The sequence below is a fragment of the Microbacterium atlanticum genome, from assembly GCF_015277815.1.
GTDB lineage: Bacteria > Actinomycetota > Actinomycetes > Actinomycetales > Microbacteriaceae > Microbacterium > Microbacterium atlanticum.
This window is the reverse complement of the sequence record NZ_CP063813.1, coordinates 3012344-3037696: the sequence shown is the minus strand read 5'-3', so window position 1 is coordinate 3037696 and position 25353 is coordinate 3012344. Positions and strand designations below refer to the sequence as shown.

The following is a 25353-nucleotide window of genomic DNA, read 5'->3' as shown; positions in this document are numbered from 1 at the left end:
TGCCGCGCGCGCGTGTTCACATCGCGGTGAGCACCACGGTGTGGAGGTCCGCGCCGAAGGTGAAGCGGGCGTCCACGGTGCCTCCGCGGAGCACTCCCGGCAGCCAGCGCGAGGCGTCGTCCCACATCCGCGGGTACGGCACGGCCTCCAGCGCGTACCAGCGCGGCGTGATCTCGGCCGTCTCGACGGGCTCGCCCTCCCATCGGCGGCACACGAAGACGGTGGACCGCTGGGACCAGGCCGGCCGGGTCGGGAAGTGGTAGTCGATCGTGCCCGCGAGATGGAGAGCGGATGCCTCGACCCGCACGCCGATCTCCTCCTCGACCTCGCGCACCGCCGCCTCGTGCGCCGACTCGCCGTGATCGAGCTTCCCCCCGATCCCCACGACCTTGCCCTGTCCGAGGCCGGTGCGCTTATCGCCCAGGAGCACCTCGACGCCGCTCGGTCCGCGCCGCAGCAGGTACACGACGCAGACCTCGGGCAAGGACATGCGTCGAGGGTACGCCCGGCGCCGTCCGGTGAGTGTGCAGGGACCGCGCGTTCCGCGAGTGACCGGCCTGCCTCGCGGCGGATGTCGGCGGGCGAACGTACCGTGTGGGCATGCGCATCCTGCACACCTCGGACTGGCACATCGGGCGGTCGTTCCACGGCCACGCCACGCTCGACGCGCTCCGCGGTGTGCTCGAGGCGCTCGCCGGTCAGGTGCGCCAGCACGCCGTCGACCTGGTGGTCGTCGCCGGCGACGTGTTCGACTCCGCCGCCCCCGCCGCGGCCGCGTACACGCTGCTCACCGACACCCTGCGCGCCCTCGCGGACGCCGGCGCGACCGTGGTGGTGACCAGTGGCAACCACGACTCCGCGGCTCGCCTGGGATTCCAGTCGGCGCTCCTGCGCGACGGCATCCACATCATCACCGATCCGGCCGCTGTCGGGGTTCCCGTCACGGTGGCCGATGAGCACGGCCCCCTCCACGTCTACGGCATCCCTTACCTCGAGCCGGTGCTGCTGCGCAGCGTCTGGCCGGGGGTGCGCACGCAGGCCGACGTCGTCACCCGCGCGATGGACCTCGTGCGCGCCGACTCCGCCCGGCGCGGCGGCAGGTCGGTGGCCATCGCCCACTGCTTCGCCGCCGGGGTGCAGCCCACTCCCCACCTGGAGCGCGACATCCAGCAGGGCGGTCTCGACGTCGTGCCGCTGTCGGCCTTCGACGGCGTGGACTACATGGCGCTCGGCCACATCCACGGGCGGCAGCAGCTGTCGCGCGCGGTGCGCTACGCCGGCGCGCCGCTGCACTACAGCTTCGACGAGGGCGCCAAGCCGCGCGGCTCGTGGCTGGTCGAACTCGACGCCGGCGGGCTCGCCGACGTGCGGTGGCTGCCCCTCCCGGTGCCGCGTCCGCTGGCGACCGTCAACGCGACCCTCGACGAGCTCCTGACCGACAAGCGCTTCGCCGAGCACGCCGACCACTGGATCCGCGCCGAGTACACCGACCCCCTTCCGCAGCGCGATCCGATGCGCCGGCTTCTCGCCCGCTTCCCCTTCTGCGCGGAGGTGCGGCACGCACCTGTCGCCGGTCCGGCCGGAGACGGGCGCACCTATGCGCAGCGCGTGCGCGCGGCGCGCAACGACGCCGAGCTCGTGGACGCCTTCCTCGCCCATGTGCGCGGCGGCGAGGGCGCCTCGCCGCGCGAAGCGGAGCTCGTCAGGGAGCTCCTCGACGAGCGCACGCGGGTGGAGGCGGGCACGTGAGGCTGCACCGCCTCGAGCTCACCGGGTTCGGGCCGTTCCGCGAGCGGCAGACGGTCGACTTCGACGCCTTCGAGCGAGAGGGCATCTTCCTCATCACGGGGCGGACGGGCGCCGGCAAGTCGAGCATCCTCGACGGCGTCTGCTTCGCCCTCTACGGCAGCGTGCCGCGCTACGACTCCGGCGACAAGCGCCTGCGCAGCGACCACTGCTCTCCCGACGATCCCACTGAGGTGCGGCTCGAGTTCACGGTCGGCGACCGACGGTGGCGGGTGACCCGGGCTCCGGAGTACCAGCGGCCCGCGCGCCGCGGCGGGGGCCTGACCGCCGAGCCCACCCGGGCCGAGCTCGAAGAGCTCGTCGACGGCGCGTGGGCCGGACGCGCAGCCCGCCCGCGTGACGTCGGCCTGCTGCTCGACGAGGTGCTCGGCCTCAGCGCGCAGCAGTTCCAGCAGGTGATCCTCCTCGCCCAGAACCGCTTCTCCCGGTTCCTCCTCGCCGCGGGGTCGGAGCGTCAGTCGCTGCTGCGCGCGCTCTTCGGCTCCCGGCGCTACGAGGATTATGCGCGCGAGCTCGCCGATCGCAGCAAGGCCGCGCAGGGCGAGCTCGAGGCGCTCGGCGAGCGCGCGCGGACGCTGCTCGGCCAGGCCGAGCGGCTCGTGGCCGCCGCAGCCGCGGACGGCGATGACCCCGCCGGCAGTCGCGGGGACGACGCGCCGCCGCCCGACCTCGCCACCCGCCGCGCGGCGGTCGAGCTGGGGCAGCAGCGCGCGGCGTACCGCCTCGACACCCTCACCAGAGAGCGTGTGGCCGCCGATGAGGCCCGTGCCGCCGCCGACGCCGCACACGCCGAGCTCGTCGCGCTGTCGAGGGCGCAGGCCGAGCTCGCACGTGCCCGCGAACGACTCACCGCGCTCGAGACGGCCCGCAGCCTGGTCGCCTCCGATCGGGAACGGCTCGAGCGCGCGCGGTCGGCCGAGGCGCTCCGTGCGCCGCTGGAGGCCGCCAGCCGGGCCGATCGCGCGGCGGCCGAGGCTCGGACGGCGGCGGCCGAGGCGGCCGCCGCCTGGGAGCTCGCAGCCGAAGCAGGCGGCGAGGACGCCTCCGCCGACCTGTCGGTCGTCGTCGAGCGCCTCACCGGCGAGCTCGCCGTGTGGACGGCGGCGATCGAGCAGGAGTCCGCGCTCGCCGATGCCGAGGCGCGGCTGACCGAGGCCGAGGCGGAGTGCTCGCGGCTCGCGGCCGACATCGCCGCCCTCGACGCCCAGCGCGCGCAGGTCCCCGCCGAGCTCACCCGCCTCGAGGGCGAGCTCGCGCCCTTGCGCGAGAGCGCCGCCGGGCGCGATGCCGCTCGGGTGCGTCACGACGATCTCGCCGCCCGCCTGAGCGCGGCAGAGGAGGCCGAACAGCTCGCCGACGCCCGCCGCGACGCCGAGGTCGACCACCGTGACGCAGCCGCCGCGGTCGCCGCGGTCGGATCCCGCCTCGCCGCGCTGCTGCAGCGACGCCTGGACGGCTACGCCGGCGAGCTCGCCTCGGCCCTTGTCGACGGCGAGCCGTGCGCCGTGTGCGGCGCGACCTCGCACCCAGCGCCCGCCGGGCCCGCCGATGAGCCGGTGACCGACGAGGTCGTCGGGGCCGCCGAAGCCGCCCGCGACGCAGCCCTCGCGCGGGAGCGCACCGCGGCGGAGGCCGCGCGCGCGGCGCGCGAGCGCCACGGCGACGCCGCCGCCCGCGCCGGCGGCGAGGGCGCGGACGCATTGCGAGAGGCACTGCGCGAGGCCGCCGACCAGCTCGCCGCGGCCGACGCGGCAGCAGAGCGCCGCGACGAGCTCGCGACGCAGCACGCGCAGCTCGCGGCACTCGACGCCGACGCCGAGGCGTCCCGTGCGGCACTTGCCGATCTCCTCACCACCGCGCGGACGCGATCGGCCGGTCTCGCCGCGACGGTCGAGGGGATCAGGGCCGCCGTCGACGCCGCGCGCGGTCACCACCCCAGCGTGGCCGACCGCGTCGCCCAGGCCAGGCGTGTCCGCGATGCCGCCCGGCGCGCGCACGATGCGCGCGCCGACGACGCCCGCGCGGCGGCGGCCGCCGCCGAGAGCCGCGCCGACGCCGACGCCAGGGTGCGCGCGTCCGCGTTCGCCGACGCGGACGACGTCATCCGGGCGCTGCTCGAGCCGCGCGAGGCGGAAGCGCTCGCGGAGGGCATCGCCACCCACGACGCGCAGCTCGCCGCCACGCGGGCCCGCCTGCTCGACCTCGAGCTGGAGCTCGCCGGCGCCCCCGACCAGCCCGTCGACACCGCCGCCGCGAAGGCGGCCCTCGATGCCGCGGATGCCGCTCGCACGGCGGCGCTGCGGGCGGAGCGTGACGCGCAGACGCTCGTCGAGGCGCTGCGCGACCTCGCATTGCAGATCGACGAAGCGTACGCGGGCGTCGCCGCCAGGATCGCCGATGCCGAGGCCATCACGCGTCTGGCCGACACCGTCGCCGGACGCGCCCCCAACACCATGAAGATGGATCTCGAGACGTTCGTCCTCGCCGCCGAGCTGGAGGAGATCGTCGCCGCCGCCAACATCCGCCTCGCCGACATGTCGTCGGGGCGCTACCGCCTGCAGCACACCGATGCGCGGGCCGCGCGAGGCGCCGCCTCCGGGCTCGGCCTGGACGTGATGGACGCCTTCACCGGGCAGGCGCGCCCCGCGCAGTCGTTGTCCGGCGGCGAGACGTTCCTGGCCTCCCTCGCCCTGGCGCTCGGACTCGCGGAGGTGGTGACCGCGCGAGCCGGCGGCATCCGCCTCGACACGCTGTTCGTGGACGAGGGGTTCGGGTCGCTCGACGAGGAGACGCTGGAACTCGCCATGAGCACCCTCGACGAGCTGCGGCAGGGCGGTCGGACCGTCGGGATCATCAGCCACGTCGCCGCGATGAAGGAGCAGCTGCCCGCGCAGCTGGCGGTCGAGGTGACGCGCGAAGGGCCGAGCGTCATCGCGCAGGCCGTCGTCGCACCCGCCTGATCCCGCGGCAGCGGCCTCTGTCGCGTTCCGCGCCGCGGGTGTATCGTTCGCGGCAGATCGTGTCACCCGACATGGGATTCCTGGGGGGATCCGCGATCCCGGCTCGACCGCCGGCTCCGTCCGGCCGCGGCAGCGCGCCGCGCCCATCCGTCACGCCGACGTACGGAGGAATCATGCCTTCTCGCATCCGGGCGCGCCGCGCCCTCGCCGCGATCGCGGCAACCGCAGTCCTGCTCACCGGCTCGCTCGTCTCGGCCTCGGCCGCGAGCGCCGCCCCGCCACCGGCTCAGATCGTCCGCATGGCGGCGCTGGGCGACTCGATCACCCAGGCCGCGATGACCTGCTCCAGCCTCACGTCGTGCCCGGCGAACAGCTGGGCGACCGGATCGAGCACCACCGTGAACTCGCACTTCCTGCGGCTCCGCGCCCTCGGCGCGACCGGGCTCGCCGCCTTCAACTTCGCCAAGGCCGGTGCCACCTCGTTCGCGCTCAAAGGGCAGGCCGACGCCGCGGCCGTGCAATCGGTCCAGTACGTGACGATCGAGATCGGTGCGAACGACGCGTGCACGCGCACCGTCGGCGCCATGACGCCTACCGCCACCTTCAAGGCGAACGTGACGGCGGCCCTCACGGCCCTCGCGGCGAGCCCCGGCTCGCCCGAGATCTTCGTCGCCAGCATCCCGAGCCTGCAGCGGCTGTACGAGCTGAACCGGACGAGTCTGTCGGCGCGGCTGGCGTGGAGCCTGCTGCAGACGTGCCAGTCGATGCTGGCGAACCCCAGCAGCACCGCAGCGGCGGACGTGCAGCGCCGCGCCGCCGTCCAGCAGCGGGTGAACGAGTACAACGCGGCGCTCTCGGAAGCCTGCGCGGCGACGGTCAAGTGCCGCTTCGACGGGATGACCGTGGCAGGCTACGCGTTCGCGCGCTCGGACGTCTCGACCCGCGACTACTTCCACCCCTCGCTGTCGGGCCAGGCGACCCTGTCCTCGATCACGTGGCCGAAGACGCAGTGGGTGGTGCCGTAGGTTCCGCGAGCGCCGCGGGCTCCGGCTCGGCGTCTGTGCTGCGTGCAGGGCGGCTCAGACGCCGTAGTCGGCGCGGATGCGATCGCGGAGCTGGCGGCTGCACGCGGCGACCGCGGCGTGCCAGTCGGTGATGGCACCGTCCTGCGCGCGATCGGACACCGCCTTGAGCACCCGGATCGGCACACCGAACCGCTGCGCGACCCAGATGTAGGCGTAGGTCTCCATGTCGACCAGGCCCGCGCCCAGCGGGCGGATCACCTCGACCGCCTCCGCGTCGTCCACGAAGTGGTCGCCGGTGGCGATGGTGACCCCGTCGGTGTCGAGCTCCACCAGGGGCGGCAGCGACACGTGCTGGCCGACGATGCCGTCGATGTCGGTGACGTCGTGCTGCAGCGCCGCGGCGATCTCGTAGACGGATGCCTCCAGCCGCGCGTCGATCGCGCCGGCGGTGCCGACCACCACGACCTCATCGTAGGTGCCGGCGTCCAGCGCGCGCGTCAGGGCGTAGGTGGCCTGCAGCTTGCCGGGACCCGTGACGAGCCGGTCGAACCCGGGGAGATCCTCGGGGAAGGCGACGAGTTCGGAGGCGAGGGCGGCGACGAGGAGTCTCACGCCTCCATCATCTCCCGGCCCCTGGCCGGCCCGCACCACGGCGGGACGGGACTAACCTGGGCACGATGCCCGAGACGCCGCCGCAGACCCCCTCGCGCACGGCGCGCACCGTGCCCGCTCACACGGCGGTCATCCCGCTCTCGGCCGGCGCCCGCTGGCGGGCGTTCTGGGTGTGCGTCTCCGTCGCGGCGATCACGATCCTCGACATGACGAAGGTCAACGTCGCGCTGCCGTCCATCGGGGAGGTGCTGGACGCGGGGTCGACCGAGCTGCAGCTCATCGTGTCGGGCTTCGTGCTGACCTTCGGCCTGGTGCTCGTCCCCATGGGACGACTCGGTGATCAGCGCTCGCGCCGGACGCTCTTCGTGGTGGGGCTCTCGCTGTACACCGTCACCAGCGTGCTGTGCGCCCTCGCGCCCACCGCCGAGGTGCTGCTGATCGCCCGGCTGCTGCAGGGCGTGGCGGCCGGCATCCAGATGCCCCAGGTGCTCGGCATGGCGCAGGAGCTGTTCCAGGGCAAGGAACGGGCCCGCGCGTTCGGGCTGTTCGGAGCCACGATCGGCCTCGCCACCGCGTTCGGGCCGACGCTCGGCGGCCTGCTCATCGCGCTGGGCGGTCCGACGGACGGCTGGCGGCTGATCTTCTGGATGAACGTGCCGCTGTGCCTCATCGCGATCGGCCTCGCGCTGTGGCTGCTTCCCGAGACGCGCACGCGCTCGCAGCGTCCGGTGCAGCTCGACCCGGTCGGGGTGCTGCTCTTCGGCGCCGGCATCGTCTCGCTGATGTGGCCGTTCCTGTTCACGACCGGCGCGCCGACCGACAACCCGGCCCGGTGGTGGCTGCTGGTCGCCTTCGCGCTGTTCGCATCGGCCTTCATCGCGTGGGAGCGCCGCTACGCGGCGCGCGGCCGCAACCCGCTCATCCCGCTCGGCCTCTTCCGCATCTCGTCGTATCGCAACGGCACGCTGCTGCAGACCGCGTACTTCACCGCCCTGCCCGCGCTCTTCCTGCTCACGACGCTGTTCCTGCAGATCGGGCTCGGGCTCGAACCGGTGTTCGCGGGGATGGTGTCGATCGGCTTCGCGCTCGCGAGCGCGGCATCCTCGTGGATCGGCGGCAACCTTGTGAGCCGCCACGGCCGGGTGGTCGTGGTGTGGGGCCTCGTGGGCGTGCTGGTGTGCGCAGGGGGCCTCGTCCTCATCGCGCTGTACAGCGCCCCTGCCTGGACGCCGTACCTCGCCGCGGCGATGATGACGGTCGGCGGCGCCGGGGGCGGCCTCGTCATCGCCCCCAACCAGGCGCTCACCCTGGCCGACATCCCGGTCAAGCAGGGCGGCCTCGCCGGCTCCGTCGGCCAGCTCGGGCAGCGCATCGGCGCCGCGGTGGGAACCGCGGTGGGGCTGTCGCTGTTCTACGCGGCGATCTACCGCGAATCCGGCACCCACGACGACATCGTGGTGTACCACGACGCGTACGCGTTCGGGATGCTCTCGGTCGGCGTCTTCCTCGGCATCGCGTTCCTCATCTCGATCATCGATCTGACCGCGCGCCGCAACCGGGCCGCCGACGGGGCCGCCGCCGGCGGAGAGCAGATGCCGTGAGACCGGGACGCCGGCGGCGAGCCGGTCAGCGCCGCAGCGACACCGGCCCGAGAACGGGCCGCCGGCGGTCGCGCGTCCACCGGGCCCGGGTCCGCCGGAACTCGGCCCGGTCGGTGAAGCGGTAGCGGTACGACACCGCCCGCACCCACCGCGGCCGTGCGCCCGCGAACGGGTCGTGGGCCAGCAGGCGCAGGGTGGGGGCATCCGCCTCCAGCAGCCGCACCAGGAAGGCGGTGAACCAGTCCTCCAGCGACCGCCCGAGCGGGAGGAACCACATCAGCCAGTCCAGGCGCAGGTGGTACGGCGCGAACTGCCGGGGCACCCGGCGGACGTCACCGGGCTTGCCCTTGAATCCGTACTCGTGCCAGGTGGCGGCATCCGGATCGTCGTCCATCGTCCCCTCGACGACGATCTCGATCCGCTCCTTGGTCACCGTCCCGAACGCTCCATAGGCATTCGCCAGCTGCCAGCGGTTGAACGAGGCGTTCATGAGCTGGCGATGCGCGAACAGGTTCTTGAGCGGCCACCAGCTGAGCACGAGGTACAGAGCCCCGACCGCGCTGGTGACGACCACCCAGACAAGCGGCATCCCGTCGACGATCCATCCAGATCCGGCGGCCGCGGGCCGGGGCTCCGCGCCGATCCCGGGGATCCCGACGGCCGAGAATGCCAGCACGATCGTCATCCAGTTCAGCCACGCGAAGTTGCCGGTGACGACGAGCCACGCCTGGGTGGCGATGACGACGGCTGCCGCCGCCGCGCCGACGACGGCCGGCACCGGGCCGGGAGCGATGAGGCCGAGCACCGGCGCGAACAGGAGCCACGGCACGACGAGCTGCGCGAAGTGGTTCCCGAGCACCTCGCCCCGGTGGAACCAGCGCGGCAGCAGGTGCGCCTGGCGGCTGAGCGGACCGGGCATCGGCTGCGTCTCGTGGTGGTACATCAGCGCAGTGAGGTCGCGCCATTCCCGGCCGCCGCGGATCTTGATCATGCCCGCGCCGAACTCCAGACGGAACACCAGCCACCAGAACAGGACGATGATGATGGTGGGCGGCGGCTGGTCGTCCGACCCGAGGAACGCGGCGAGGAAGCCCGCCTCGAGCAGCAGCATCTCCCACCCGAAGCCGTAGAAGGTCTGGCCGATGCTGGTGACCGACATGTACCCGAGCCACAGCAGGAGGAAGCACGCCATCGGCAGCCACGGCGGTCCGAGCTGCGGGATGCCGGCCACGAGTGCCGCCGCAACGCCGATGCCCGCTGCGCACAGCGCCACGAGCCGGCGGTCGGTGTAGCGGACGAAGCGGAACAGGGTGGGGCGCAGGAGCCGCCGACCCCGCGAGGAGGTCCGCGCCCAGTCCAGCAGCGCGGGCGCGGGAAGCAGCCCGCGCTCCCCGAGCAGCGGCCGGAACTGGTTCAGCGTCGAGACGAAGGCGACGACGAAGAGGGCGGCGATGCCCCGCTGGAGCACCTGCCGCGCGAACTCGAAGTCGACCGCCGCGAATCCGTCCATGCGCCCTGCCCGCCGTCACCCCCGGGATCTGCCGCCTGCTCGCCCACGCTGTCATCCTCCGGTGCCGTGGGTGCTGGCGCCAGGGGGGTTGACGTGCGGCGCGCTCCCTGCGCGTGGCGGTCTGGCCACCCGGCCGGTGCGTGGCCAGGATGGAGGTGCGGACGGGCCGCGGAGACGGGGTGTGGTCATGGAATCGGTGCTTCTGGAGACTCCGGCAGGGATCACGGCGCGGCTCGGCTGGGACCCGAAGCTGCCCGAGCACGACCGCAAGCGCCTGCTCGCGAAGGAGATCGTCGCCGCGCGCCTCGGCGTCGAGCCTGAGCGGGTGCGCGTCGAGCGCGAGGCTCCGCGCACCTTCGGCTTCCACACGCAGCTCTTCGCGGAGGTCGACGGCGCCGAGGTGCCGCTCAAGATCCGGAACGTGAGCTTCCGCGCGGCCACGGTGGTGGCCGTCAGCGAGGCGGGCACGTCACTGGGGCTCGACCTGCGCGACGCGCACCCCGACGACGCGGAGCTGAATCTCATGAAGCGGCACTCGCACCTGCTGGAGGAGACCGACCTGCGCCGGCTCCTCGCGCACTGGACGCGGGTCCAGGCGGTCCGCGACGCCGACGGCCGGGGCGCCCGCGTGGCGGCCGACCACGTGCGCCTCGACAGCCCGCTGACGAAGGGCTGGATCCCCGACCGCAAGGTGTCCTACCAGCTGGTCGATCTCTCCCGGGACAGCTGGATCATCACCCTCGCCCACGCCCCGGCTCCGGCGGCCTGACCCCCGCCGTCACTCCTGGACGAGCTCGGGGAGCGCCGACTTCAGCTCCTCCAGCCATGCCCGGGCGTTGCCGTCGGACGGGGCGCGCCAGTCGCCTCGCGGCGACAGCGACCCCGCCGGCGAGACCTTGGGCCCGTTCGGGATCGCCGACCGCTTGAACTGCGCGAAGGCGAAATAACGCTTGAGGAAGACCTGCAGCCACTTCACGACGGTGGGGAGGTCGTACGCATACCGGTCCTCGTCGGGGAACCCGGGCGGCCATGCGCCGGCATCCTTGTCGCCCCACGCCGCGGCGGCGAGGAACGCGATCTTCGACGGCCGGAATCCGAACCGCAGCACGTGGTACAGCGCGAAGTCGTGGAGGGCGTACGGGCCGATGCGGTCCTCGGTCGACTGCATCCTGCCGTCCTGCCCGGCCGGGACCAGCTCGGGCGAGATCTCGGTGTCGAGGACCGACTGCAGCACCTCGCGCGCGCGGTCGCTGAGATCGGCCGAGCCTCCCTCGTCGCCGCGGTGCGAGATCACCCACCGGATGACGTGCTGGATCAGGGTCTTCGGCACGCCCGCGTTGACGGCGTAGTGACTCATGTGGTCGCCCACGCCGTACGTGGCCCAGCCGAGGGCGAGCTCCGACAAGTCGGACGTGCCGATCACCATGCCGCCGTGGTGATTCGCCAGGCGGAAGAGGTAGTCGGTGCGCAGACCCGCCTGCACGTTCTCGAAGGTGATGTCGTGCACCGGTTCGCCGTCGGCGAACGGATGGTCGAGGCGCTCGAGCATCTCCAGCGCGAGCGGACGGATGTCGATCGTCTCGATCGACGCCCCCACCGCCTCGGCGAGGGCGATGGCGTTGGACTTGGTGTGCTCGCTCGTGGCGAAGCCGGGCATGGTGTACGCGAGGATGTCGGTGCGCGGGCGGCCCATGACGTCCATGGCGCGCGCCACCACCAGCAGCGCGTGCGTCGAGTCGAGGCCCCCGCTCACGCCGATGACGGGCTTCGGGCCGCCGATCGCCCGCATGCGCTGGACGAGTCCGGACACCTGGATGTTGAACGCCTCGTAGCAGTCCAGGGCGAGGCGCTCGGGGTCGTCCGGCACGAACGGGAAGCGGTCGAGCACGCGGCGCAGCCCGATGCCGGTCGGCGGCGGATCGAGCTCGAAGTGCACGATGCGGAAGGCGTTCGCACCCGCGCCGGTCGAGGCATCCGTCCAGGTCCGCCGGTTGTCGTCGAACGTGCCCTGGCGCAGGCGGTCCTGACGGAGGCGGTCGAGATCGACGTCGGCGACCGAGCGGCGCGGCCCGTCGGGGAAGCGCTCGGTCTCGGCGAGCAGGTTGCCGCCCTCGTAGATCATGGTCTGACCGTCCCACGACAGGTCGTTCGTGGACTCCCCCTGCCCGGCGGCCGCGTACGCGTACGCGGCGAGGCAGCGCAGCGACTGCGACTTGCAGAGGTCCTTGCGGTCCTCGGCGCGGGCGATCGTGATGGGGCTGCCGCTGAGGTTCAGCAGCACCGTGGCGCCCGCCAGCGCGGCGGCCGACGACGGCGGGATGGGCACCCAGACGTCCTCGCAGACCTCGACGTGCACCACCAGGCCGGGGATGTCGAGCGCCTCGAACAGCAGGTCGGGGCCGAACGGCGCCTCCAGGGCGCCGACGCGGATGTCCTGCCCGGCCTGGTCGTCGCCGGGCGCGTACCAGCGCCGCTCGTAGAACTCGCGGTAGGTCGGCAGATACGACTTGGGGGCGACGCCCAGCAGCTCGCCGCGGTGGATCACGACGGCGCAGTTGTAGAGGCGGTTGCGGTGGCGCAGCGGCGCGCCGACCACGATCACCGGAAGCAGATCGACGGATGCCGCCACCAGCCGCTCGACCGCCGCCGCCACGCCGTCGAGCACGGCGTCCTGCATGACGAGGTCCTCGATGCTGTAGCCGGTCAGGCACAGCTCGGGGAAGACTGCGACCGCGACCCCCTCGGCGTCGCACTCCCGCGCCGATGCCAGCACCGCGTCGGCGTTCGCGACCGGATCGGCGATCGAGATCGGGATCGTGCACGCTGCGATGCGGGCGAATCCGTGACGGTACGCGCTCTCGAAGGGGAGGCTCATGGGTTCAGTCTGGCAGGTGCGTCGCGGGCGGTGCCGGGGTTGCTCCCACGTCACTCTGTGCCCAATCCACCTCTTCTCGCCGAAACCACCCGTCGCGGACCGTCCGTCGCGGGTGGCTTCGGCGAGAAGAGGTGGTCTGGGCATCGGGGCGGGAGGTGTCGGGGGCCGCGGCTAGGGTCGTGGGGGAAGGGCAGGGCATGCGATACATCGAAGACGAAGGCCGGATCGTCTGGAGCGCGAGCGACCTCAAGGCCGCCGCGGAATGCGAGTTCGCGTGGCTGCGGGCGATCGACGCGCGGCTGGGGCGCATCGCCGCCGTCGAAGAGCCCGAAGACCTCACCCTCGAGCGCGCCGGACGCCTCGGTACGGTGCACGAGCGGCGCGTGCTCGCCGACTACGTCGCGCGGTTCGGCGACCGGGTGGTCCAGATCCCCGAGACGAGGTCGTCGGATGCCGCGGGCCTGGCCGATGCGGTCGCTCTCACGTCTGCGGCCCTGGCGTCGGACGCCGAGGTGGTCTACCAGGCGGCATTCGCCACCGAGTCGTTCGTCGGCTTCGCGGACTTCCTCGTGCGCGACCCGTCGGCGGGACCCGCAGCCGACCGGCCGTGGCTCGTGCAGGACACCAAGCTCGCCCGCCACGCCCGCGTGACCGCGCTGATGCAGCTCGCGGCGTACGTCGACCAGCTCGACCGGCTGGGCGTGCCCCGCGCCGGGCGCGTGCAGCTGCTGCTCGGCGACGGCAGCGTCAGCGAGCACGAGGTCGACGACCTGCTGCCCGTCTTCGCACTGCGGCGCGAGCGGCTCGAAGCCCTCATCGCCGATCGTCGCCTCGAGCAGGGGCCGGCGGGTGCGCCGATCGCGTGGGGAGACCCCCGCGGCGACCTCGCGGTCGTCGCGTGCGGACGCTGCGCGACGTGCGACGCCGAGGTCGTGGCATCCCGCGACCTGCTCCTGGTGGCGGGGATGCGGCCGGTGCAGCGCGAGCGCCTGCGCGCCGCCGGCATCGCGACGATCGAGCAGCTCGCCCACGCCGCCCGCGGCCCCGCGGCGATGAACCCCGACGTGTTCGCCTCGCTGCGCACCCAGGCGCGCCTGCAGCTGGAGAGCCCGGCCGGAACGCCGCCGCTCGTCGCGCCGAAGCCCGCGGCGGCCGTCGTCACTGCGGCGGCGGTGGCGGTGGGGCCCGGGGCGGCCACCACCCAGCCGGAGGCCGCCCGGCTCGGGATCGGCGCGCTCGTCGACGAGCCCGAGGCCGCCCCCGACGAGGCGCCGCCCGTCCCGGTGTTCGAGGTGGTGGCCCCGAAGGCGCTCGGTGCGCTGCCGCGGCCCGACCACGGCGACCTCTTCTTCGACTTCGAGGGCGATCCGCTGCACACCGAGCCCCCGCTGCCGGGCGAGCCCACGCAGTGGGGGATCGACTACCTGTTCGGGTGGGTCGACAGCCGCGAGCAGTACACCGCCCTGTGGGCGCACTCGTTCGCCGACGAGCGGCGCGCCCTCGAGGCGTTCCTCGACATCGTGAACCTGCGGCGCCAGCAGTTCCCCGGCATGCACATCTACCACTACGCGCCCTACGAGCCGACGCACCTGCTGGCGATGGCCGCGCGGCACGGCGTGCGCGAGGCCGACGTCGACCGGCTCCTGCGCGACGGCGTCTTCGTCGACCTGTACCCCATCGTGCGTCGCGCGCTGCGCGTCGGGTCGCGCTCATACTCGATCAAGAAGCTCGAGCCGCTCTACATGGGCGACGAGGTGCGCACGAGCGACGTGCAGAAGGGCGACGACTCGATCGTCCGCTATGTCGAGGCGCGCGCTCTCGCTGCCGACGGGCATGATGTCGAGGCGCGGCTCGTGCTGGACGATCTGGCCGACTACAACCGCTACGACTGCGTGTCGACCCGCCGCCTGCGCGACTGGCTCGTCGACCGGGCGCGCGAGGCGGCGCTGGTGCCCTCACCCAACCCCGAGCCCGACGAGCGTGCCTACGAGCCGTCGCCGCGTGCGACGATGCTCGAGGCGCTCGCGCACGGCCATCCGGAGGATTCCGTGGCGGCCCGGTCCCTCCGCCTCGGCGCCGCCGCGATCGACTACTACCCGCGCGAGGCGAAGTCGTTCTGGGCGACCCACTTCCTGCGCCTGCGCGAGCCGGTGTCGCTGTGGGACGAGACGCGCGACGTCGTTGCGATCGACCCCGCACGCAGCCGGGTCCGCGAGGACTGGCACTTCTCGGAGAGCGGCCGGGGCGGCGAGCGCCGCATCGTCGAACTGCGCGGCGACGTGGCGCCGGGCACGCGCCTGAGCGAAGGCACCCATCCCTTCGCGCTGTACGAGCTGCCGGCCCCCTACCCGTTCGAGCCCTCGCCGCGCTGGATCCACTCCGCCCGCTCGGTCACCGTCATCGAGGTGCTCGACGACGGCGCCGTGATCGAGGAGACCGCGGTCGACGGCGTCACCTGGACCCAGCTGCCCCTGGCGCTGACCCCGCAGGCGCCCCCAGCGGCGGGCAACCAGCAGGCCGCGATCGACGCGTGGGCGGATGCCGTCATCGCCGCAGCGCCGGACCTCCCGGCCGACCCCGCCACCGACATCCTGTGCCGGCGCCCGCCGCGGCTCCGACCGGCTCGGGACGGCGCCGTCGCGGGGGCGCTGCCGTCCGCAGACACCGATACCGTGGACGCGATCGCACGCGCCGTCCGCGACCTCGACCGCAGCTACCTGGCCGTGCAGGGTCCGCCGGGCACCGGCAAGACCTACGTCGGATCCCACGTCATCGCCCGCCTCGTGCGCGAGCACGGCTACAAGGTCGGAGTCGTCGCCCAAGGTCACGCCACGATCGAGCAGCTCCTCGACCGGGTCATCCAGGCGGGCGTCCCCGCCGCCCAGGTCGGCAAGGCGCCGAAGGATCCGTCGGACCCGCACACCTTCACCGTGCTGCCGAAGAACGGCGTCGCCGCCTTCACCGCCGAGCACGAGGCATCCGGCTATGTGATCGGCGGCACCGCGTGGGACTTCAGCCACGAGGGGCGCGTGCCGCGCGGCAGCCTCGACCTCCTGGTCGTCGACGAGGCGGGGCAGTTCTCGCTGGCCTCGACGATCGCGGTGTCGCTCGCCGCCCCCCGGCTGCTGCTGCTGGGCGACCCCCAGCAGCTGCCGCAGGTCAGTCAGGGCACCCATCCGGCGCCGGTCGACACGTCGGCGCTCGGCTGGGTGATGGACGGCGCCGACGTCGTGCTGCCCGAGTACGGCTACTTCCTGGCCCAGACCCGTCGCATGCGGCCCGAGGTCGCCGCCCCCGTCTCGACGCTGTCGTACCGGGGCGAGCTCGAGGCCCACCCCTCGACCACGCTGCGGCGGATCGCCGGCATCCCGCCGGGCCTGGTGCCCGTGCCGCTGCGGCACCGCGGGAACGCCACGCAGTCGCTCGAGGAGGCAGCCGAGGTGGCTCGCCTCGTCGCGGACCTCGTCGGACGCGACTGGACCGACGTGGCGACCGACGACGCCGAGCGGAAGTCCGCAGCGGCATCCGCCTCGGTGGCGATGCCGCCGCGCCCGCTGCAGCCGCGCGACATCATCGTGGTCACGCCGTACAACGCGCAGCAGGTGGCGGTCGAGGCCGCCCTCGCCGCGGCGGGATTCGCTGAAGTCCCCGTCGGGACGGTCGACAAATTCCAGGGCAAGGAGGCGGCGGTGGCGATCGTGTCGCTCGCGGCCTCCAGCGGGCGCGACGCACCCCGGGGCCTGGAGTTCCTGCTGCTGCGCAACCGGCTGAACGTCGCCATCTCGCGCGCGATGCACACCGCGTACCTCGTGTATTCGCCCGGGCTGCTCGACGACCTCCCCTACACGCCGGAGGGGGTGGCCCGCCTCAGCGGCTTCGCGCGGCTGGTCGGGCGCGGCTGACCGCCGCGTAGACTCGCGCACACGTCGCACCGACATCACCGGCTCTTCCGCCGGTCCCTCGCCGCGAGACCCGACGCCCGAAGAGGAGCCCGCATGGCCGACGACGCATCGCAGCAGTTCGAGATCGACCTTCCGCCGGAACTGATCGGCGGCGCCTACGCCGACTTCGCCAACGTGTGGCACACGCCGACGGTGTTCGTGATGGACTTCCTCACCCTCGCGCAGCCGCCGCGGGAGCAGGTCGACGCCGAGACCGGCCAGCGTCACACCGTGGTGCCGGCGCGCGTCGTGAGCCGGATCCGCATCCCGCCCGACCAGGTGTTCGAGCTCGCCAAGGCGCTGACCCAGCAGTTGGAGTTCTGGGAGCGCGAGACCGGCCGCAGCAATCCGCAGGAGCCGTCACTCGGGGATTGAGCAGCCGACACCCACGTTTCCCAGGCTCACCCCACGCCGCGGCGGCTTCTAAGCATCCGGCACGAGGATGTCAACCCCGTTGGGGGTCTTTTCCTCCCGTGATTGGGTGGGCCATGCGTCGCACAGACGCTGAGGCGCGGCATCCGTTCGGCGAGGGGCGGATGCCGCGCCGGTCTGTCCGGGTATCACGCTCGGCCCGCCCTCCTCCTCCACAGCGAGGAGGGCGCCATGACCACCATCGAGGACCCGATCGCCGCGACCGTGACGGCGACGGAGGACACGCGGACGGATGCCGCCTCCCGGCGTCGCGGCCCGGTCTTCTGGATCATCCGCTACCTGCCCGCGGAGCTGGTCGGGACCGCCGCGATGGTGTTCGCCGGCCTGCTCGCCACCATCTGGACCGAATCCGCACCGCTCATCGCGCTGGCGGCGCTCGCGGGGGAGACCCTCGGGTTCTACCTCGTGCTGGCCGTCACCATCTACAGCGAGCAGGCGCAGGTGTCCGCGACCTGGCGGCGGGCGGTGGCCCGCACCGGCATGCTGCTGCTGGCGGAGTTCGGCGCGGCCGAGCTCCTCGACACCTTCGTGATCCGCCCCGCCGCCCTCATGCTCGGCGTCTGGCTCCTTCCCGACCCGTTGTGGGGCATGCTCGCCGGCAAGGTCGCCGCCGACCTCGTCTTCTACTCCATCGCCGCCGGCTCCTTCACGGTGACGGCCCGGACCGGTCTGCGCGACGGGCGTCGCCGGACCCCGGTGACATCATGAACCTCAGCACGCTGCGGCGTGAGCCGCGCACCACCCGCCCGTACGAGGACCGCCGCCGGGCCGAGGCATCCGCTCTCCTGTCCACGGTCGCTGCGCGCGCCGCAATCGCCGTGCACGGCACTCCGGTGCTGCTGCTGGACCCCGGCCGCGTCCAGGCGCAGTACCGGCGGCTGCGGGCGGCCCTGCCGTTGGTCGGCTTCCACTACGCCGTCAAGGCGCTCGCCCATGACGCGGTCCTCGACGTCCTCGACAGCGCAGGATGCGGCTTCGACGTCGCCACCGGCGAAGAGCTGCGGCTGCTCACGCGACGCGGGGTGGCGGCGACGCGGATCATCCACACGCATCCGATCAAGAAGCCGGCCGAGATCGCCGAAGCGCTCGCCGCCGGTGTGCGCGTGTTCGTCGTGGACAACGAGGCCGAGATCGCGAAGTTCCGCGGCGCACCGGCCGACACGCGGCTGCTGGTGCGGCTGGCTTACCGCAGTCCGCACGCCAAGAGCGACCTGTCGAGTAAGTTCGGGGTCGGGCCGTTCGAGGCCGCGCGGCTCGTCGAGAGCGCGCTGTCGGCCGGCGTGCGGGTCGCGGGCTTCAGCTATCACGTCGGCAGCCAGCTCGACGACCCCCCGCGCTTCGCCGCGGCGGCGGCCGACACGCTCGAGCTGATGGGCATCCTCGAGCGGCGCCTCGACGTCCGGTTCGACACCCTCGACATCGGCGGCGGCCTGCCGGCCTCGTACGACAGCGAGGCAGCCGGCATCGACGCGATCGCCGCGCTGCTGCGACCGGTGCTGGCGCCGCACGCGCGCCGACTGGACATCATCGCCGAACCGGGGCGGGTCATGGTGGCCGAGGCGATGAGCCTCGTCACGAGCGTCGTGGGCGTCGCCGAACGCGCCGACGGGCGGTGGTACTACCTCGACGACGGCCTGTACGGGTCGTACTCGAACGTGCTCACCGAGGACGTGCATCCGCTCGTGTTCGCCGAGCGCGACCTCGGCGCGACCGACGCCCGGGGTCGCCGGCGTCCGCCGGACGACCACCGCTGGGCGACGCTCGCCGGCCCGACCTGCGACTCGTCGGACGTCGTCGCGCGCGAGGTGCTGCTGCCCGACCTGCAGCTCGGCGACCTGCTGATCAGCCCGACGATGGGGGCGTACACGACCGTCACCGCGACGCGGTTCAACGGCCGTCCGTTCACGCCGGTCGCGATCGTCGGCACCTGGGCGGTTCCCGGTGCCGCTGCCGCGGTGCGGCCGGCCGCCGCCCCCGCGGACGGACTGCCGGTGGCAGAGGGTCAGACGGTGCCGTAGAGACGGTCGCCGGCGTCGCCCAGGCCCGGCACGATGTAGCCCTTGTCGTTGAGCCGCTCGTCCAGCGCACCGAGCACCAGCGTGACGTCGCGCCCGTCGACCTGCTTCTCGATCGCCGCCACGCCCTCGGGGGCGCCGAGCAGGCAGATCGCCGTGACGTCCTGCGCGCCGCGACGGAACAGGAACTCGATCGCCGCGCCCAGCGAGCCGCCGGTCGCCAGCATCGGGTCGAGCACGAAGCACTGGCGATCGCTGAGGTCGTCGGGCAGCCGCTCGGCGTACGTCGACGGCTCGAGGGTCTCCTCGTTGCGCACCATGCCGAGGAACCCGACCTCGGCGGTCGGGATCAGCTTCACCATTCCCTCCAGCATGCCCAGGCCGGCGCGGAGGATCGGCACGACGAGCGGCCGCGGGTCGCCGATCTTGACCCCGGTGGTGGTGGTGACGGGGGTCTGGATCTCGATCTGCTCGACGCGGACCTTGCGGGTCGCCTCGTAGGCGAGCAGGGTCACGAGCTCCTCGGTGAGCTGACGGAACACCGGCGACGAGGTGCGCTGGTCGCGCAGCACCGTGAGCTTGTGCGTGATGAGGGGGTGGTCGGCGACGTGCAGGCGCATACGCCCCAGGGTAGTGCGTCCGGGCCGTCGCGCCCGGGTCGATCCGCGCGGCTACGCTCATCGTGTGCAGCACCAGTCGGCCGACCTCGCCGCGATGGATCGCGCGCTCGCGCTTGCGGCGCTGGCGGGCGAAGCGGGTGACGTCCCCGTCGGAGCGGTGGTGACGGATGACGCGGGGGCGGTGATCGGCGAGGGGCGCAACCTTCGCGAACGCGACCACGACCCCACGGCCCACGCCGAGGTCGTGGCGCTGCGGGCGGCCGCGACCGCGCTCGGCTCGTGGAATCTGGAGGGGTGCACGCTCGTGGTGACCCTCGAGCCGTGCGTGATGTGCGCCGGCGCGGTGCTGCAGTCCCGGGTGTCGCGTCTCGTGTTCGGCGCGTGGGACGAGAAGGCCGGCGCGGCGGGATCGGTCTACGACGTCGTGCGCGACCGGCGCCTGCCGTACCGGGCCGAGGTGGTGGCGGGACTGCGCGAGGGCGAGGCATCCGCTCTCCTGCGCACGTTCTTCGACGCCCGCCGCTGACGATGCGGGGGTCAGCCCCCGGGCGTCGGGGGGTCTGCACCCTGCTGGGCAGGCGACGCCCGGGCCTAGCGTGACGCTCGTGACCCGCCTCATCGAACCCGTCCGCACCGCCCCAGCCGTCGCGCGCTCCGGTGGGGTGCGCTCCCGCGTCGGCTGGACCTTCGTGCTGCTCACCGCCGTCGCGATCGTCGCGTTCTCGGCCGTTCCCTACTTCAGCGCGTCGCTGGCCGAGCTCGCCGAGCGCGAGGTCGGCCTCGCGCCGACGTACGCGCAGGCGCATCCGCTCGTGCAAGGGGCCCTGTACGCCCACATCGCCGGCGGTGCCGTCGCGCTCCTCGCCGGTCCGCTGCAGTTCTGGCGCGGGCTGCGGGCGCGCCTGCCGCGCCTGCACCGCTGGACGGGCCGCGTCTATCTCGTCGGCGTCGGCATCGGCGGGGTCGCCGGCCTGGTCATCGCGCCGTCGAGCCCCGCCGGGTACGTCGGGCTCTTCGGCTTCGGGGCGCTGGGCGTGCTCTGGCTCATCACGGGGTGGCGGGCCTACCGGGCGATCCGCCGCGGCGACGTCCCGAGCCACCGCGCGTGGATGATCCGCAACTACGCACTGACCTACGCGGCGGTGACCCTTCGGCTCTGGCTGCCGGTGCTGCTGCTCGCGCCCCTCGCGCTCGGCCTCCCCTGGGAGTTCGATGCGGCGTTCGCCGACGCCTACGCGGCGGTGCCGTTCCTCAGCTGGCTGCCGAACCTCGTGGTCGCGGAGTGGCTCATCCGCCGTCGCGGCCTGCCGTCGTACCGCCTGCCCGCCTGACGCGGACCCGATCGGGCTCAGCGGGGGAGGTGGGGAAGCACCTCGCCGAGGTACTCGACGTGCGAGACGTCCTGCAGGTCGAGGAGCTGGAAGTACACGCGCTGGGCACCGAGCGCCGCGAGGCGCTCGACCTTCGCGACGATCTCGTCGCGGTCGCCGACGATGTTGACGTCGCCGCGCAGCTCGTCCACGGTCCGGTCGATGCGGGTGGCGCGACGGTCCAGGTCGGCGGCGGATGCCCCGGCCACCGTGGGCAGCGCGACCGAGAGCTTCAGCGACGCCGGGTCGCGTCCGGCCCGCTCGCACGCCTGGCGCACGCCGGCGAACTTCTGTGCCGACTCCTCCTCCGAGCGGAAGCCGATGTTGAACTCCGTCGCGTACCGTGCCGCGAGGTCCGGCGTGCGCCGTGGCCCGCCGCCGCCCACGATGAGCGGGATCCGCCGCTGGACCGGCTTCGGCAGGGCCGGGGCATCCGTCAGCCGGTAGTGGGCGCCCTCGAAGCTGTAGGTCTCGCCCGCGGGGGTGCTCCACAGGCCCGTGAGGAGCTCGAGCTGCTCCTCGAGGAGGTCGAACCGCTTCGCGGGGAAAGGGATGCCGTACGCCTCGTGCTCGCGCGCGAACCAGCCGGTGCCCAGGCCCAGCTCGACGCGGCCGCCCGACATGGCGTCGACCTGCGCGACCTGGATCGCGAGCACGCCCGGCACCCGGTAGGTCACCGACGAGACCAGGGTGCCGAGGCGGATCCGGGAGGTCTCGCGGGCGAGGCCGGCGAGCGTCGTCCACGCGTCGGTGGGACCGGGGAGCCCCTCTCCGTCTCCCATGTGGAGGTAGTGGTCCGAGCGGAAGAATCCGTCGAAACCGAGCCGCTCGGCCGTCTGGGCGAACGCCAGCTGGTCGTCGTAGCTCGCTCCCTGCTGCGGCTCGGTGAAGACGCAGTACTCCATCAGTCGGATGACCGGAGGATGATCGTCTCGGTCGGCGGCGCCGGGTCGCTGGGGTGCCCGACGTATCCGATGACCTCGAGGAGCGCATGGCGGAACTCCGCGGGCCGCTCCAAGTGCGGGGTGTGGCCGACGTCCTCGAGGTCGAGCTCGGTGACCTCGCCCCCGCCGTCGGCGTAGCGGGCCAGCACGTCCCGCGTCTGCGACACCATGGCCTGCGGCGGCGCGATGTCGTCGCCCGGCCAGTCCGGCACGATGCCGAGCTTTCCGAGGTTGTTGTAGTCGTAGAAGGACGCGTCCGACACGATCGGGTCCAGGCGCCCATGGATCCAGAGCACCGGCGGCTTCGGGTCGAGCCCGACGATCCCGCTGAGGTCGCAGTGACCGGGAGCCATCGCGTTCAGCACGCCGATCCTGCCGGCCGCGAATCCCGGCCAGCTCTCGCTCGTCACAGAGTCGCCCGGGTAGTTGCCCGTGGCGGTGGACGTGGTGAGCATCGACTCCACCCACACGTCCTCGTGCGGGGTCTGGAAGCCGGGTGCGACGTACCCGGAGCGGAAGACGCTGCGGGGAGAGTTGGGGTCGTCGCTCATGTCATGGTCGATGAGGCGCTGCACGAAGTCCGGGTTCACGGTGCCGCCGCCGCAGCCGGCGTCGTCGTCCGTGAGGCGGCTGCCGTCCGGGCGCGTGCCGCCGACGCCGTACGGCGAGATCGGTGCTTCCAGCGTCAGGCTGAGCACGGAGTGCTCGAGGGCGTACTGCATGATCACACCGGCGCCCATCGACCATCCGACGAAGTGGGCCGTGGGGATCTCCAGCGCCGTCAGGGTCGCCCGCACGTCGTCGCTGAAGTCCCGCATCCCGCGCGTGGCGTCGATGGGCGCGTGCTCGGTGCCGCCGTAGCCGCGGAGGTCGATGGCGATGACGCGGAGATCGGTCGGCAGGTCGAGCATCAGCGGCTGCCAGAACAGCGACGACGACACGTTGCCGTGGACGAAGACGATCGTCCGCTCGGGGGGCGTCGCGGGGTCGTCGCCGTCCCGCTCGAGCACGTTCACGGTCAGGTCGGGCGTCTCGACGCGGCGTGCGATGATGCCGTCGAAGAGGGTCATGTCGGGTGCCTCCCACGTCCTGCGGGAGCCTCAGCGCCCCCGCACTCATGAGAATAGACCGGCCCGCGTCGCGCGCAATCGACTTCCGGGTGCGGATGCCGCCACCGGCGCGCCGGCCCGCGAGCGGCGTCGCGCCTCACGGCGTCCCGTCGGCCTCCGGGGTCTGCCCGGTGTAGAACGCGTAGGTGTTGTCGGCGGCCCGGCGAGCCGTCTCGGCGTCCGTCCCGTCGGCGGCATGGGCCGCTCCCCAGCCGTCGGCGGCCGCGCGGTAGAAGGCCCGCCCCTCGTTCGAGAGCGCCCACGCCTCGGCCTCGGCCGGCGTCGGCCCGTCGCCGGAGCCGGACAGGTGCAGCGACAGGCCGAGCAGTCCGCCGTCCCAGCCGACGCCCGTCGCACCGGGGCCGTACGTCTCCCAGAAGCCGTCCGGGACGTCGTCGGTGCGGGCCACGTGCTCCAGTTCGAGGCGAGTGGCTTCCGGCCCCTCCGCGGTCAGGCGGACGGTCAGCCACGTCACGCCGCCGCCGTACTCCCAGGTCGCCTTGTAGTGCGCGCGTCCGTCCGCCGGCGTTGCGCACTCCTGGATCTCGCCCCCGGCGTTCCCCTCGAACTGGTACCTGCCGCCCAGCACGAGGTCGCCCGAGACGGGCAGGAACCACCGGGCGATGCGCGCCGCGCTCGTCACGGCGTCCCAGACGTCGTCGATGGGTGACGGGTACGTCTGCGCGAGCGTCTGCACGCGCGACGGGAATCCGTCGATCTCGTCGCTTGCGATCTCGCGCGTCACCGCGGCGACCTGCGCCTGTACGTCCACCATGTCACTCCTCCTGCGGGGTTGTCGGTTCTGATGTCTCGGGTCGGGGCGCGGGCTCCGTCGCCCCGGACCCCGCGGCCGGACCGTCCTGAGCGCCCGCCTCCCGACGTCGCCGTTCGCGTCGGCCGCGCGCCAGCTCCGTCGCCAGGGCATCGAGGTGGGGCTGCCAGAAGCGGCGGAACGGGTCGAACCAGGCCGCCGCGTCCTCGAGCGGAGCGGGGGAGATCGCGTACAGGCGCCGGGTGCCGTCAGGGCGGACGGATGCGAAACCCGCCTCGCGCAGCACCCGGAGGTGCTGCGACACGGCCGGCTGGGAGATGCCGAATTCGCGCTGGACCGCGGCGCCGATCCGGCCGGCGCTCAGCTCGCCCTCCGCGAGGAGCTCGAGGATGCGCCGCCGGACCGGATCACCGAGGACGTCCAGCGCGTGCATGGGTTCATCATTGCGTTCTGGCTTATATAAGTCAAGGCTTTTTGAAACGGATGCCCGCCCCGCCGCTCGTAGGATGACGCCATGCCCTCTCGCCCCACGCTGCTTCCTCCCATCGCGATCCTCGGTGCCGGCTCGATGGGCGGCGCCATCGCCCGCGGGATCTCCCGGTCCGGGCTCGCGGGCGGCGGGGTGACCGCCACCAACCGCTCGCGGGCCAAGGCCGCGGAGCTCGACGGCCTCGCCGCGGTGACCAGCGTCGCGCTGGAGGATCACGAGACGGCGAACACGGATGCCGCCGCCGCTGCCGACGTCATCCTCGTGGGCGTCAAGCCGGCGATGGTGCCCGGCCTGCTGCGCGAGATCGCGCCGGCGGTGCGGCCGGGAGCCGTCGTGGTCAGCCTCGCCGCCGGCGTGACGATCGCGACGTTCGAGCAGATCCTCGGCGACGGCGTCGCGGTGCTGCGCTCCATGCCCAACACGCCGGCACTGGTCGGCCGCGCGGTGACGGGCCTCGCGGCGGGGAATCACGCCGACCCCGCGGCGGTGGACACGGCTCGGCGCGTCTTCGAGACGGTCGGCACCGTCGTGGAGGTGCCCGAGTCGCAGATCGACGCACTGTCCACCATCTCGGGCTCGGGTCCGGCGTACTTCTTCCTCCTGGTCGAGGAGTTCACGAAGGCCGCGATGGACAAGGGCTTCGCGCGCGCGGAGGCGCGACTCATGGCCGAGCAGACCTTCATCGGCGCAGCCGCGCTCCTCGAGGCATCCGCCGATGAGCCGGCCGAGCTGCGCCGGCGGGTCACGAGTCCCAAGGGCACCACCGAGCGCGCCATCGCCGTGCTGCAGCAGGCCCGGCTCGACGAGGTGTTCGCCGAGGCCACCGATGCGGCGCTCGCCCGCGCGAAGGAACTCGCCGCCGGCGGGTGAGGCCGGGTCAGCTCGGCCGCGCGTGATCCATCCACCACTCGGTGAACGAGCTCGCGCGTGGGTCGTCGGCGAGCGTGACATCCCACAGATTGCTGTAGGTCGTGCCGGAGGCGTATCGCGTCTCGCCCTGAATGAAGACCCGGCGGCCGTCCACCCCGACGACGCGCGCATCGAACTGCCACGTCCCCGGCTCGTCCTGCCGCTCCAGCCACGAGGCGACGATCGCGTCGTGGCCGCTGATCGGCGCCCGGAACGGCTCGGTCCGGTACTCGGCATCGTCGGTGAAGGCCGCCCGGATGTCGTCGGGATCGTTGCTCGTCCACGCGCGGCGGTACGCGTCGAGCCAGCGCTCGGCGTCGGCGGCGGTGCTCTCTCGGTCGCTCATGGGGTCAGTCTGCTCC

At 73.2% G+C, this 25353-nt stretch carries 22 protein-coding genes; 12 read left to right on the top strand and 10 right to left on the bottom strand.

What is annotated here, in order from left to right; translation table 11 throughout:
• Window positions 1-16 precede the first annotated feature (16 nt).
• Window positions 17-490: an 8-oxo-dGTP diphosphatase gene (locus IR212_RS13945; protein WP_194396476.1), complete on the bottom strand. Its 474-nt coding sequence runs from the start codon at window positions 488-490 to the stop codon at window positions 17-19.
• Window positions 491-600: 110 nt separating this feature from the next.
• On the opposite strand from IR212_RS13945, the gene IR212_RS13940 reads away from it, so the two are divergent.
• From IR212_RS13940 to IR212_RS13930, 3 genes are all read left to right on the top strand, one after another.
• Window positions 601-1749, top strand: coding sequence for an exonuclease SbcCD subunit D (locus tag IR212_RS13940; RefSeq protein ID WP_194396475.1), 1149 nt, complete (start codon window positions 601-603; stop codon window positions 1747-1749).
• Window positions 1746-4766: an AAA family ATPase gene (locus tag IR212_RS13935; protein WP_194396474.1), complete on the top strand. Its 3021-nt coding sequence runs from the start codon at window positions 1746-1748 to the stop codon at window positions 4764-4766. Before IR212_RS13940 ends, IR212_RS13935 begins: the two co-directional genes overlap by 4 nt.
• Before the next feature lie 173 nt (window positions 4767-4939).
• Entirely contained in the window at window positions 4940-5791 is an 852-nt protein-coding gene (locus IR212_RS13930; RefSeq protein WP_194396473.1) for an SGNH/GDSL hydrolase family protein, read from the top strand.
• A 54-nt stretch (window positions 5792-5845) separates the two neighbouring features.
• On the opposite strand, the gene IR212_RS13925 is transcribed toward IR212_RS13930, so the two are convergent.
• Window positions 5846-6403, bottom strand: coding sequence for a phosphorylase family protein (locus IR212_RS13925; protein WP_194396472.1), 558 nt, complete (start codon window positions 6401-6403; stop codon window positions 5846-5848).
• A 65-nt stretch (window positions 6404-6468) separates the two neighbouring features.
• Here IR212_RS13925 and IR212_RS13920 point away from each other — a divergent pair, with 65 nt between their 5' ends.
• Window positions 6469-8004 carry an MFS transporter gene (locus IR212_RS13920; RefSeq protein ID WP_194396471.1) on the top strand — a complete coding sequence of 512 codons (1536 nt, stop codon included), beginning with the start codon at window positions 6469-6471 and terminating at the stop codon, window positions 8002-8004.
• Window positions 8005-8029: 25 nt separating this feature from the next.
• Here IR212_RS13920 and IR212_RS13915 read toward each other — a convergent pair whose 3' ends face one another.
• Window positions 8030-9514 (bottom strand): lipase maturation factor family protein, encoded by a 1485-nt coding sequence (locus IR212_RS13915; RefSeq protein WP_194396470.1) that lies wholly within the window; start codon window positions 9512-9514, stop codon window positions 8030-8032.
• A gap of 187 nt (window positions 9515-9701) precedes the next feature.
• Here IR212_RS13915 and IR212_RS13910 point away from each other — a divergent pair, with 187 nt between their 5' ends.
• On the top strand, window positions 9702-10283 hold the full coding sequence (locus IR212_RS13910; protein WP_194396469.1) for a hypothetical protein: 582 nt from the start codon (window positions 9702-9704) through the stop codon (window positions 10281-10283).
• Window positions 10284-10292: 9 nt separating this feature from the next.
• Here IR212_RS13910 and IR212_RS13905 read toward each other — a convergent pair whose 3' ends face one another.
• Window positions 10293-12389 (bottom strand): NAD(+) synthase, encoded by a 2097-nt coding sequence (locus IR212_RS13905; RefSeq protein WP_194396468.1) that lies wholly within the window; start codon window positions 12387-12389, stop codon window positions 10293-10295.
• 197 nt (window positions 12390-12586) lie between these two features.
• On the opposite strand from IR212_RS13905, the gene IR212_RS13900 reads away from it, so the two are divergent.
• The 4 genes from IR212_RS13900 (at window position 12587) to IR212_RS13885 (ending at window position 18780) form a co-directional block, all read left to right on the top strand.
• Window positions 12587-16291 carry an AAA domain-containing protein gene (locus IR212_RS13900; RefSeq protein ID WP_194396467.1) on the top strand — a complete coding sequence of 1235 codons (3705 nt, stop codon included), beginning with the start codon at window positions 12587-12589 and terminating at the stop codon, window positions 16289-16291.
• 93 nt (window positions 16292-16384) lie between these two features.
• Window positions 16385-16705: a DUF3467 domain-containing protein gene (locus IR212_RS13895; protein WP_194396466.1), complete on the top strand. Its 321-nt coding sequence runs from the start codon at window positions 16385-16387 to the stop codon at window positions 16703-16705.
• A 228-nt stretch (window positions 16706-16933) separates the two neighbouring features.
• A complete protein-coding gene (locus tag IR212_RS13890) occupies window positions 16934-17470 on the top strand; it encodes a hypothetical protein (protein WP_194396465.1) in 537 nt (178 codons plus the stop codon).
• Window positions 17467-18780 (top strand): type III PLP-dependent enzyme, encoded by a 1314-nt coding sequence (locus IR212_RS13885; protein ID WP_194396464.1) that lies wholly within the window; start codon window positions 17467-17469, stop codon window positions 18778-18780. The genes IR212_RS13890 and IR212_RS13885 overlap by 4 nt, the downstream gene beginning before the upstream one ends.
• Here the strand turns inward: IR212_RS13885 and upp are convergent.
• Window positions 18765-19397: a uracil phosphoribosyltransferase gene (gene upp / locus IR212_RS13880; RefSeq protein WP_194396463.1), complete on the bottom strand. Its 633-nt coding sequence runs from the start codon at window positions 19395-19397 to the stop codon at window positions 18765-18767. The genes IR212_RS13885 and upp overlap by 16 nt on opposite strands.
• A 94-nt stretch (window positions 19398-19491) precedes the next feature.
• On the opposite strand from upp, the gene IR212_RS13875 reads away from it, so the two are divergent.
• Window positions 19492-19923 carry a nucleoside deaminase gene (locus IR212_RS13875; protein WP_194398689.1) on the top strand — a complete coding sequence of 144 codons (432 nt, stop codon included), beginning with the start codon at window positions 19492-19494 and terminating at the stop codon, window positions 19921-19923.
• Window positions 19924-20002: 79 nt separating this feature from the next.
• Complete coding sequence (locus tag IR212_RS13870; protein ID WP_194396462.1) at window positions 20003-20728, top strand: DUF2306 domain-containing protein; 726 nt, start codon at window positions 20003-20005, stop codon at window positions 20726-20728.
• A gap of 17 nt (window positions 20729-20745) precedes the next feature.
• Here the strand turns inward: IR212_RS13870 and IR212_RS13865 are convergent, their stop codons facing one another.
• The 4 genes from IR212_RS13865 to IR212_RS13850 form a co-directional block, all read right to left on the bottom strand.
• Complete coding sequence (locus IR212_RS13865; protein ID WP_194396461.1) at window positions 20746-21672, bottom strand: LLM class F420-dependent oxidoreductase; 927 nt, start codon at window positions 21670-21672, stop codon at window positions 20746-20748.
• Window positions 21672-22781: an alpha/beta hydrolase gene (locus IR212_RS13860; protein ID WP_194396460.1), complete on the bottom strand. Its 1110-nt coding sequence runs from the start codon at window positions 22779-22781 to the stop codon at window positions 21672-21674. Before IR212_RS13860 ends, IR212_RS13865 begins: the two co-directional genes overlap by 1 nt.
• Before the next feature lie 136 nt (window positions 22782-22917).
• Window positions 22918-23595, bottom strand: a complete 678-nt coding sequence (locus IR212_RS13855) for an SRPBCC domain-containing protein (protein WP_194396459.1) — start codon at window positions 23593-23595, stop codon at window positions 22918-22920.
• Window position 23596: 1 nt separating this feature from the next.
• Window positions 23597-24025, bottom strand: coding sequence for an ArsR/SmtB family transcription factor (locus IR212_RS13850; protein ID WP_194396458.1), 429 nt, complete (start codon window positions 24023-24025; stop codon window positions 23597-23599).
• A gap of 81 nt (window positions 24026-24106) precedes the next feature.
• Between IR212_RS13850 and proC the strand changes: the two genes are divergently transcribed.
• On the top strand, window positions 24107-24952 hold the full coding sequence (gene proC / locus IR212_RS13845; protein ID WP_194396457.1) for a pyrroline-5-carboxylate reductase: 846 nt from the start codon (window positions 24107-24109) through the stop codon (window positions 24950-24952).
• Window positions 24953-24959: 7 nt separating this feature from the next.
• Here proC and IR212_RS13840 read toward each other — a convergent pair whose 3' ends face one another.
• A complete protein-coding gene (locus IR212_RS13840) occupies window positions 24960-25337 on the bottom strand; it encodes a nuclear transport factor 2 family protein (protein WP_194396456.1) in 378 nt (125 codons plus the stop codon).
• Between the last annotated feature and the right edge of the window lie 16 nt (window positions 25338-25353).

Bases quoted from the DNA above. Each gene is read 5' to 3' on its own strand.
- IR212_RS13840 (WP_194396456.1), bottom strand. From the start codon at position 25,337: ATGAGCGACCGAGAGAGCACCGCCGCCGACGCCGAGCGCTGGCTCGAC.
- IR212_RS13930 (WP_194396473.1), top strand. From the start codon at position 4,940: ATGCCTTCTCGCATCCGGGCGCGCCGCGCCCTCGCCGCGATCGCGGCA.
- IR212_RS13885 (WP_194396464.1), top strand. From the start codon at position 17,467: ATGAACCTCAGCACGCTGCGGCGTGAGCCGCGCACCACCCGCCCGTAC.
- IR212_RS13940 (WP_194396475.1), top strand. From the start codon at position 601: ATGCGCATCCTGCACACCTCGGACTGGCACATCGGGCGGTCGTTCCAC.
- upp (WP_194396463.1), bottom strand. From the start codon at position 19,397: ATGCGCCTGCACGTCGCCGACCACCCCCTCATCACGCACAAGCTCACG.
- proC (WP_194396457.1), top strand. From the start codon at position 24,107: ATGCCCTCTCGCCCCACGCTGCTTCCTCCCATCGCGATCCTCGGTGCC.
- IR212_RS13910 (WP_194396469.1), top strand. From the start codon at position 9,702: ATGGAATCGGTGCTTCTGGAGACTCCGGCAGGGATCACGGCGCGGCTC.
- IR212_RS13865 (WP_194396461.1), bottom strand. From the start codon at position 21,672: ATGGAGTACTGCGTCTTCACCGAGCCGCAGCAGGGAGCGAGCTACGAC.
- IR212_RS13850 (WP_194396458.1), bottom strand. From the start codon at position 24,025: ATGCACGCGCTGGACGTCCTCGGTGATCCGGTCCGGCGGCGCATCCTC.
- IR212_RS13855 (WP_194396459.1), bottom strand. From the start codon at position 23,595: ATGGTGGACGTACAGGCGCAGGTCGCCGCGGTGACGCGCGAGATCGCA.
- IR212_RS13915 (WP_194396470.1), bottom strand. From the start codon at position 9,514: ATGGACGGATTCGCGGCGGTCGACTTCGAGTTCGCGCGGCAGGTGCTC.
- IR212_RS13945 (WP_194396476.1), bottom strand. From the start codon at position 490: ATGTCCTTGCCCGAGGTCTGCGTCGTGTACCTGCTGCGGCGCGGACCG.
- IR212_RS13900 (WP_194396467.1), top strand. From the start codon at position 12,587: ATGCGATACATCGAAGACGAAGGCCGGATCGTCTGGAGCGCGAGCGAC.
- IR212_RS13860 (WP_194396460.1), bottom strand. From the start codon at position 22,781: ATGACCCTCTTCGACGGCATCATCGCACGCCGCGTCGAGACGCCCGAC.
- IR212_RS13920 (WP_194396471.1), top strand. From the start codon at position 6,469: ATGCCCGAGACGCCGCCGCAGACCCCCTCGCGCACGGCGCGCACCGTG.
- IR212_RS13905 (WP_194396468.1), bottom strand. From the start codon at position 12,389: ATGAGCCTCCCCTTCGAGAGCGCGTACCGTCACGGATTCGCCCGCATC.
- IR212_RS13875 (WP_194398689.1), top strand. From the start codon at position 19,492: ATGGATCGCGCGCTCGCGCTTGCGGCGCTGGCGGGCGAAGCGGGTGAC.
- IR212_RS13890 (WP_194396465.1), top strand. From the start codon at position 16,934: ATGACCACCATCGAGGACCCGATCGCCGCGACCGTGACGGCGACGGAG.
- IR212_RS13895 (WP_194396466.1), top strand. From the start codon at position 16,385: ATGGCCGACGACGCATCGCAGCAGTTCGAGATCGACCTTCCGCCGGAA.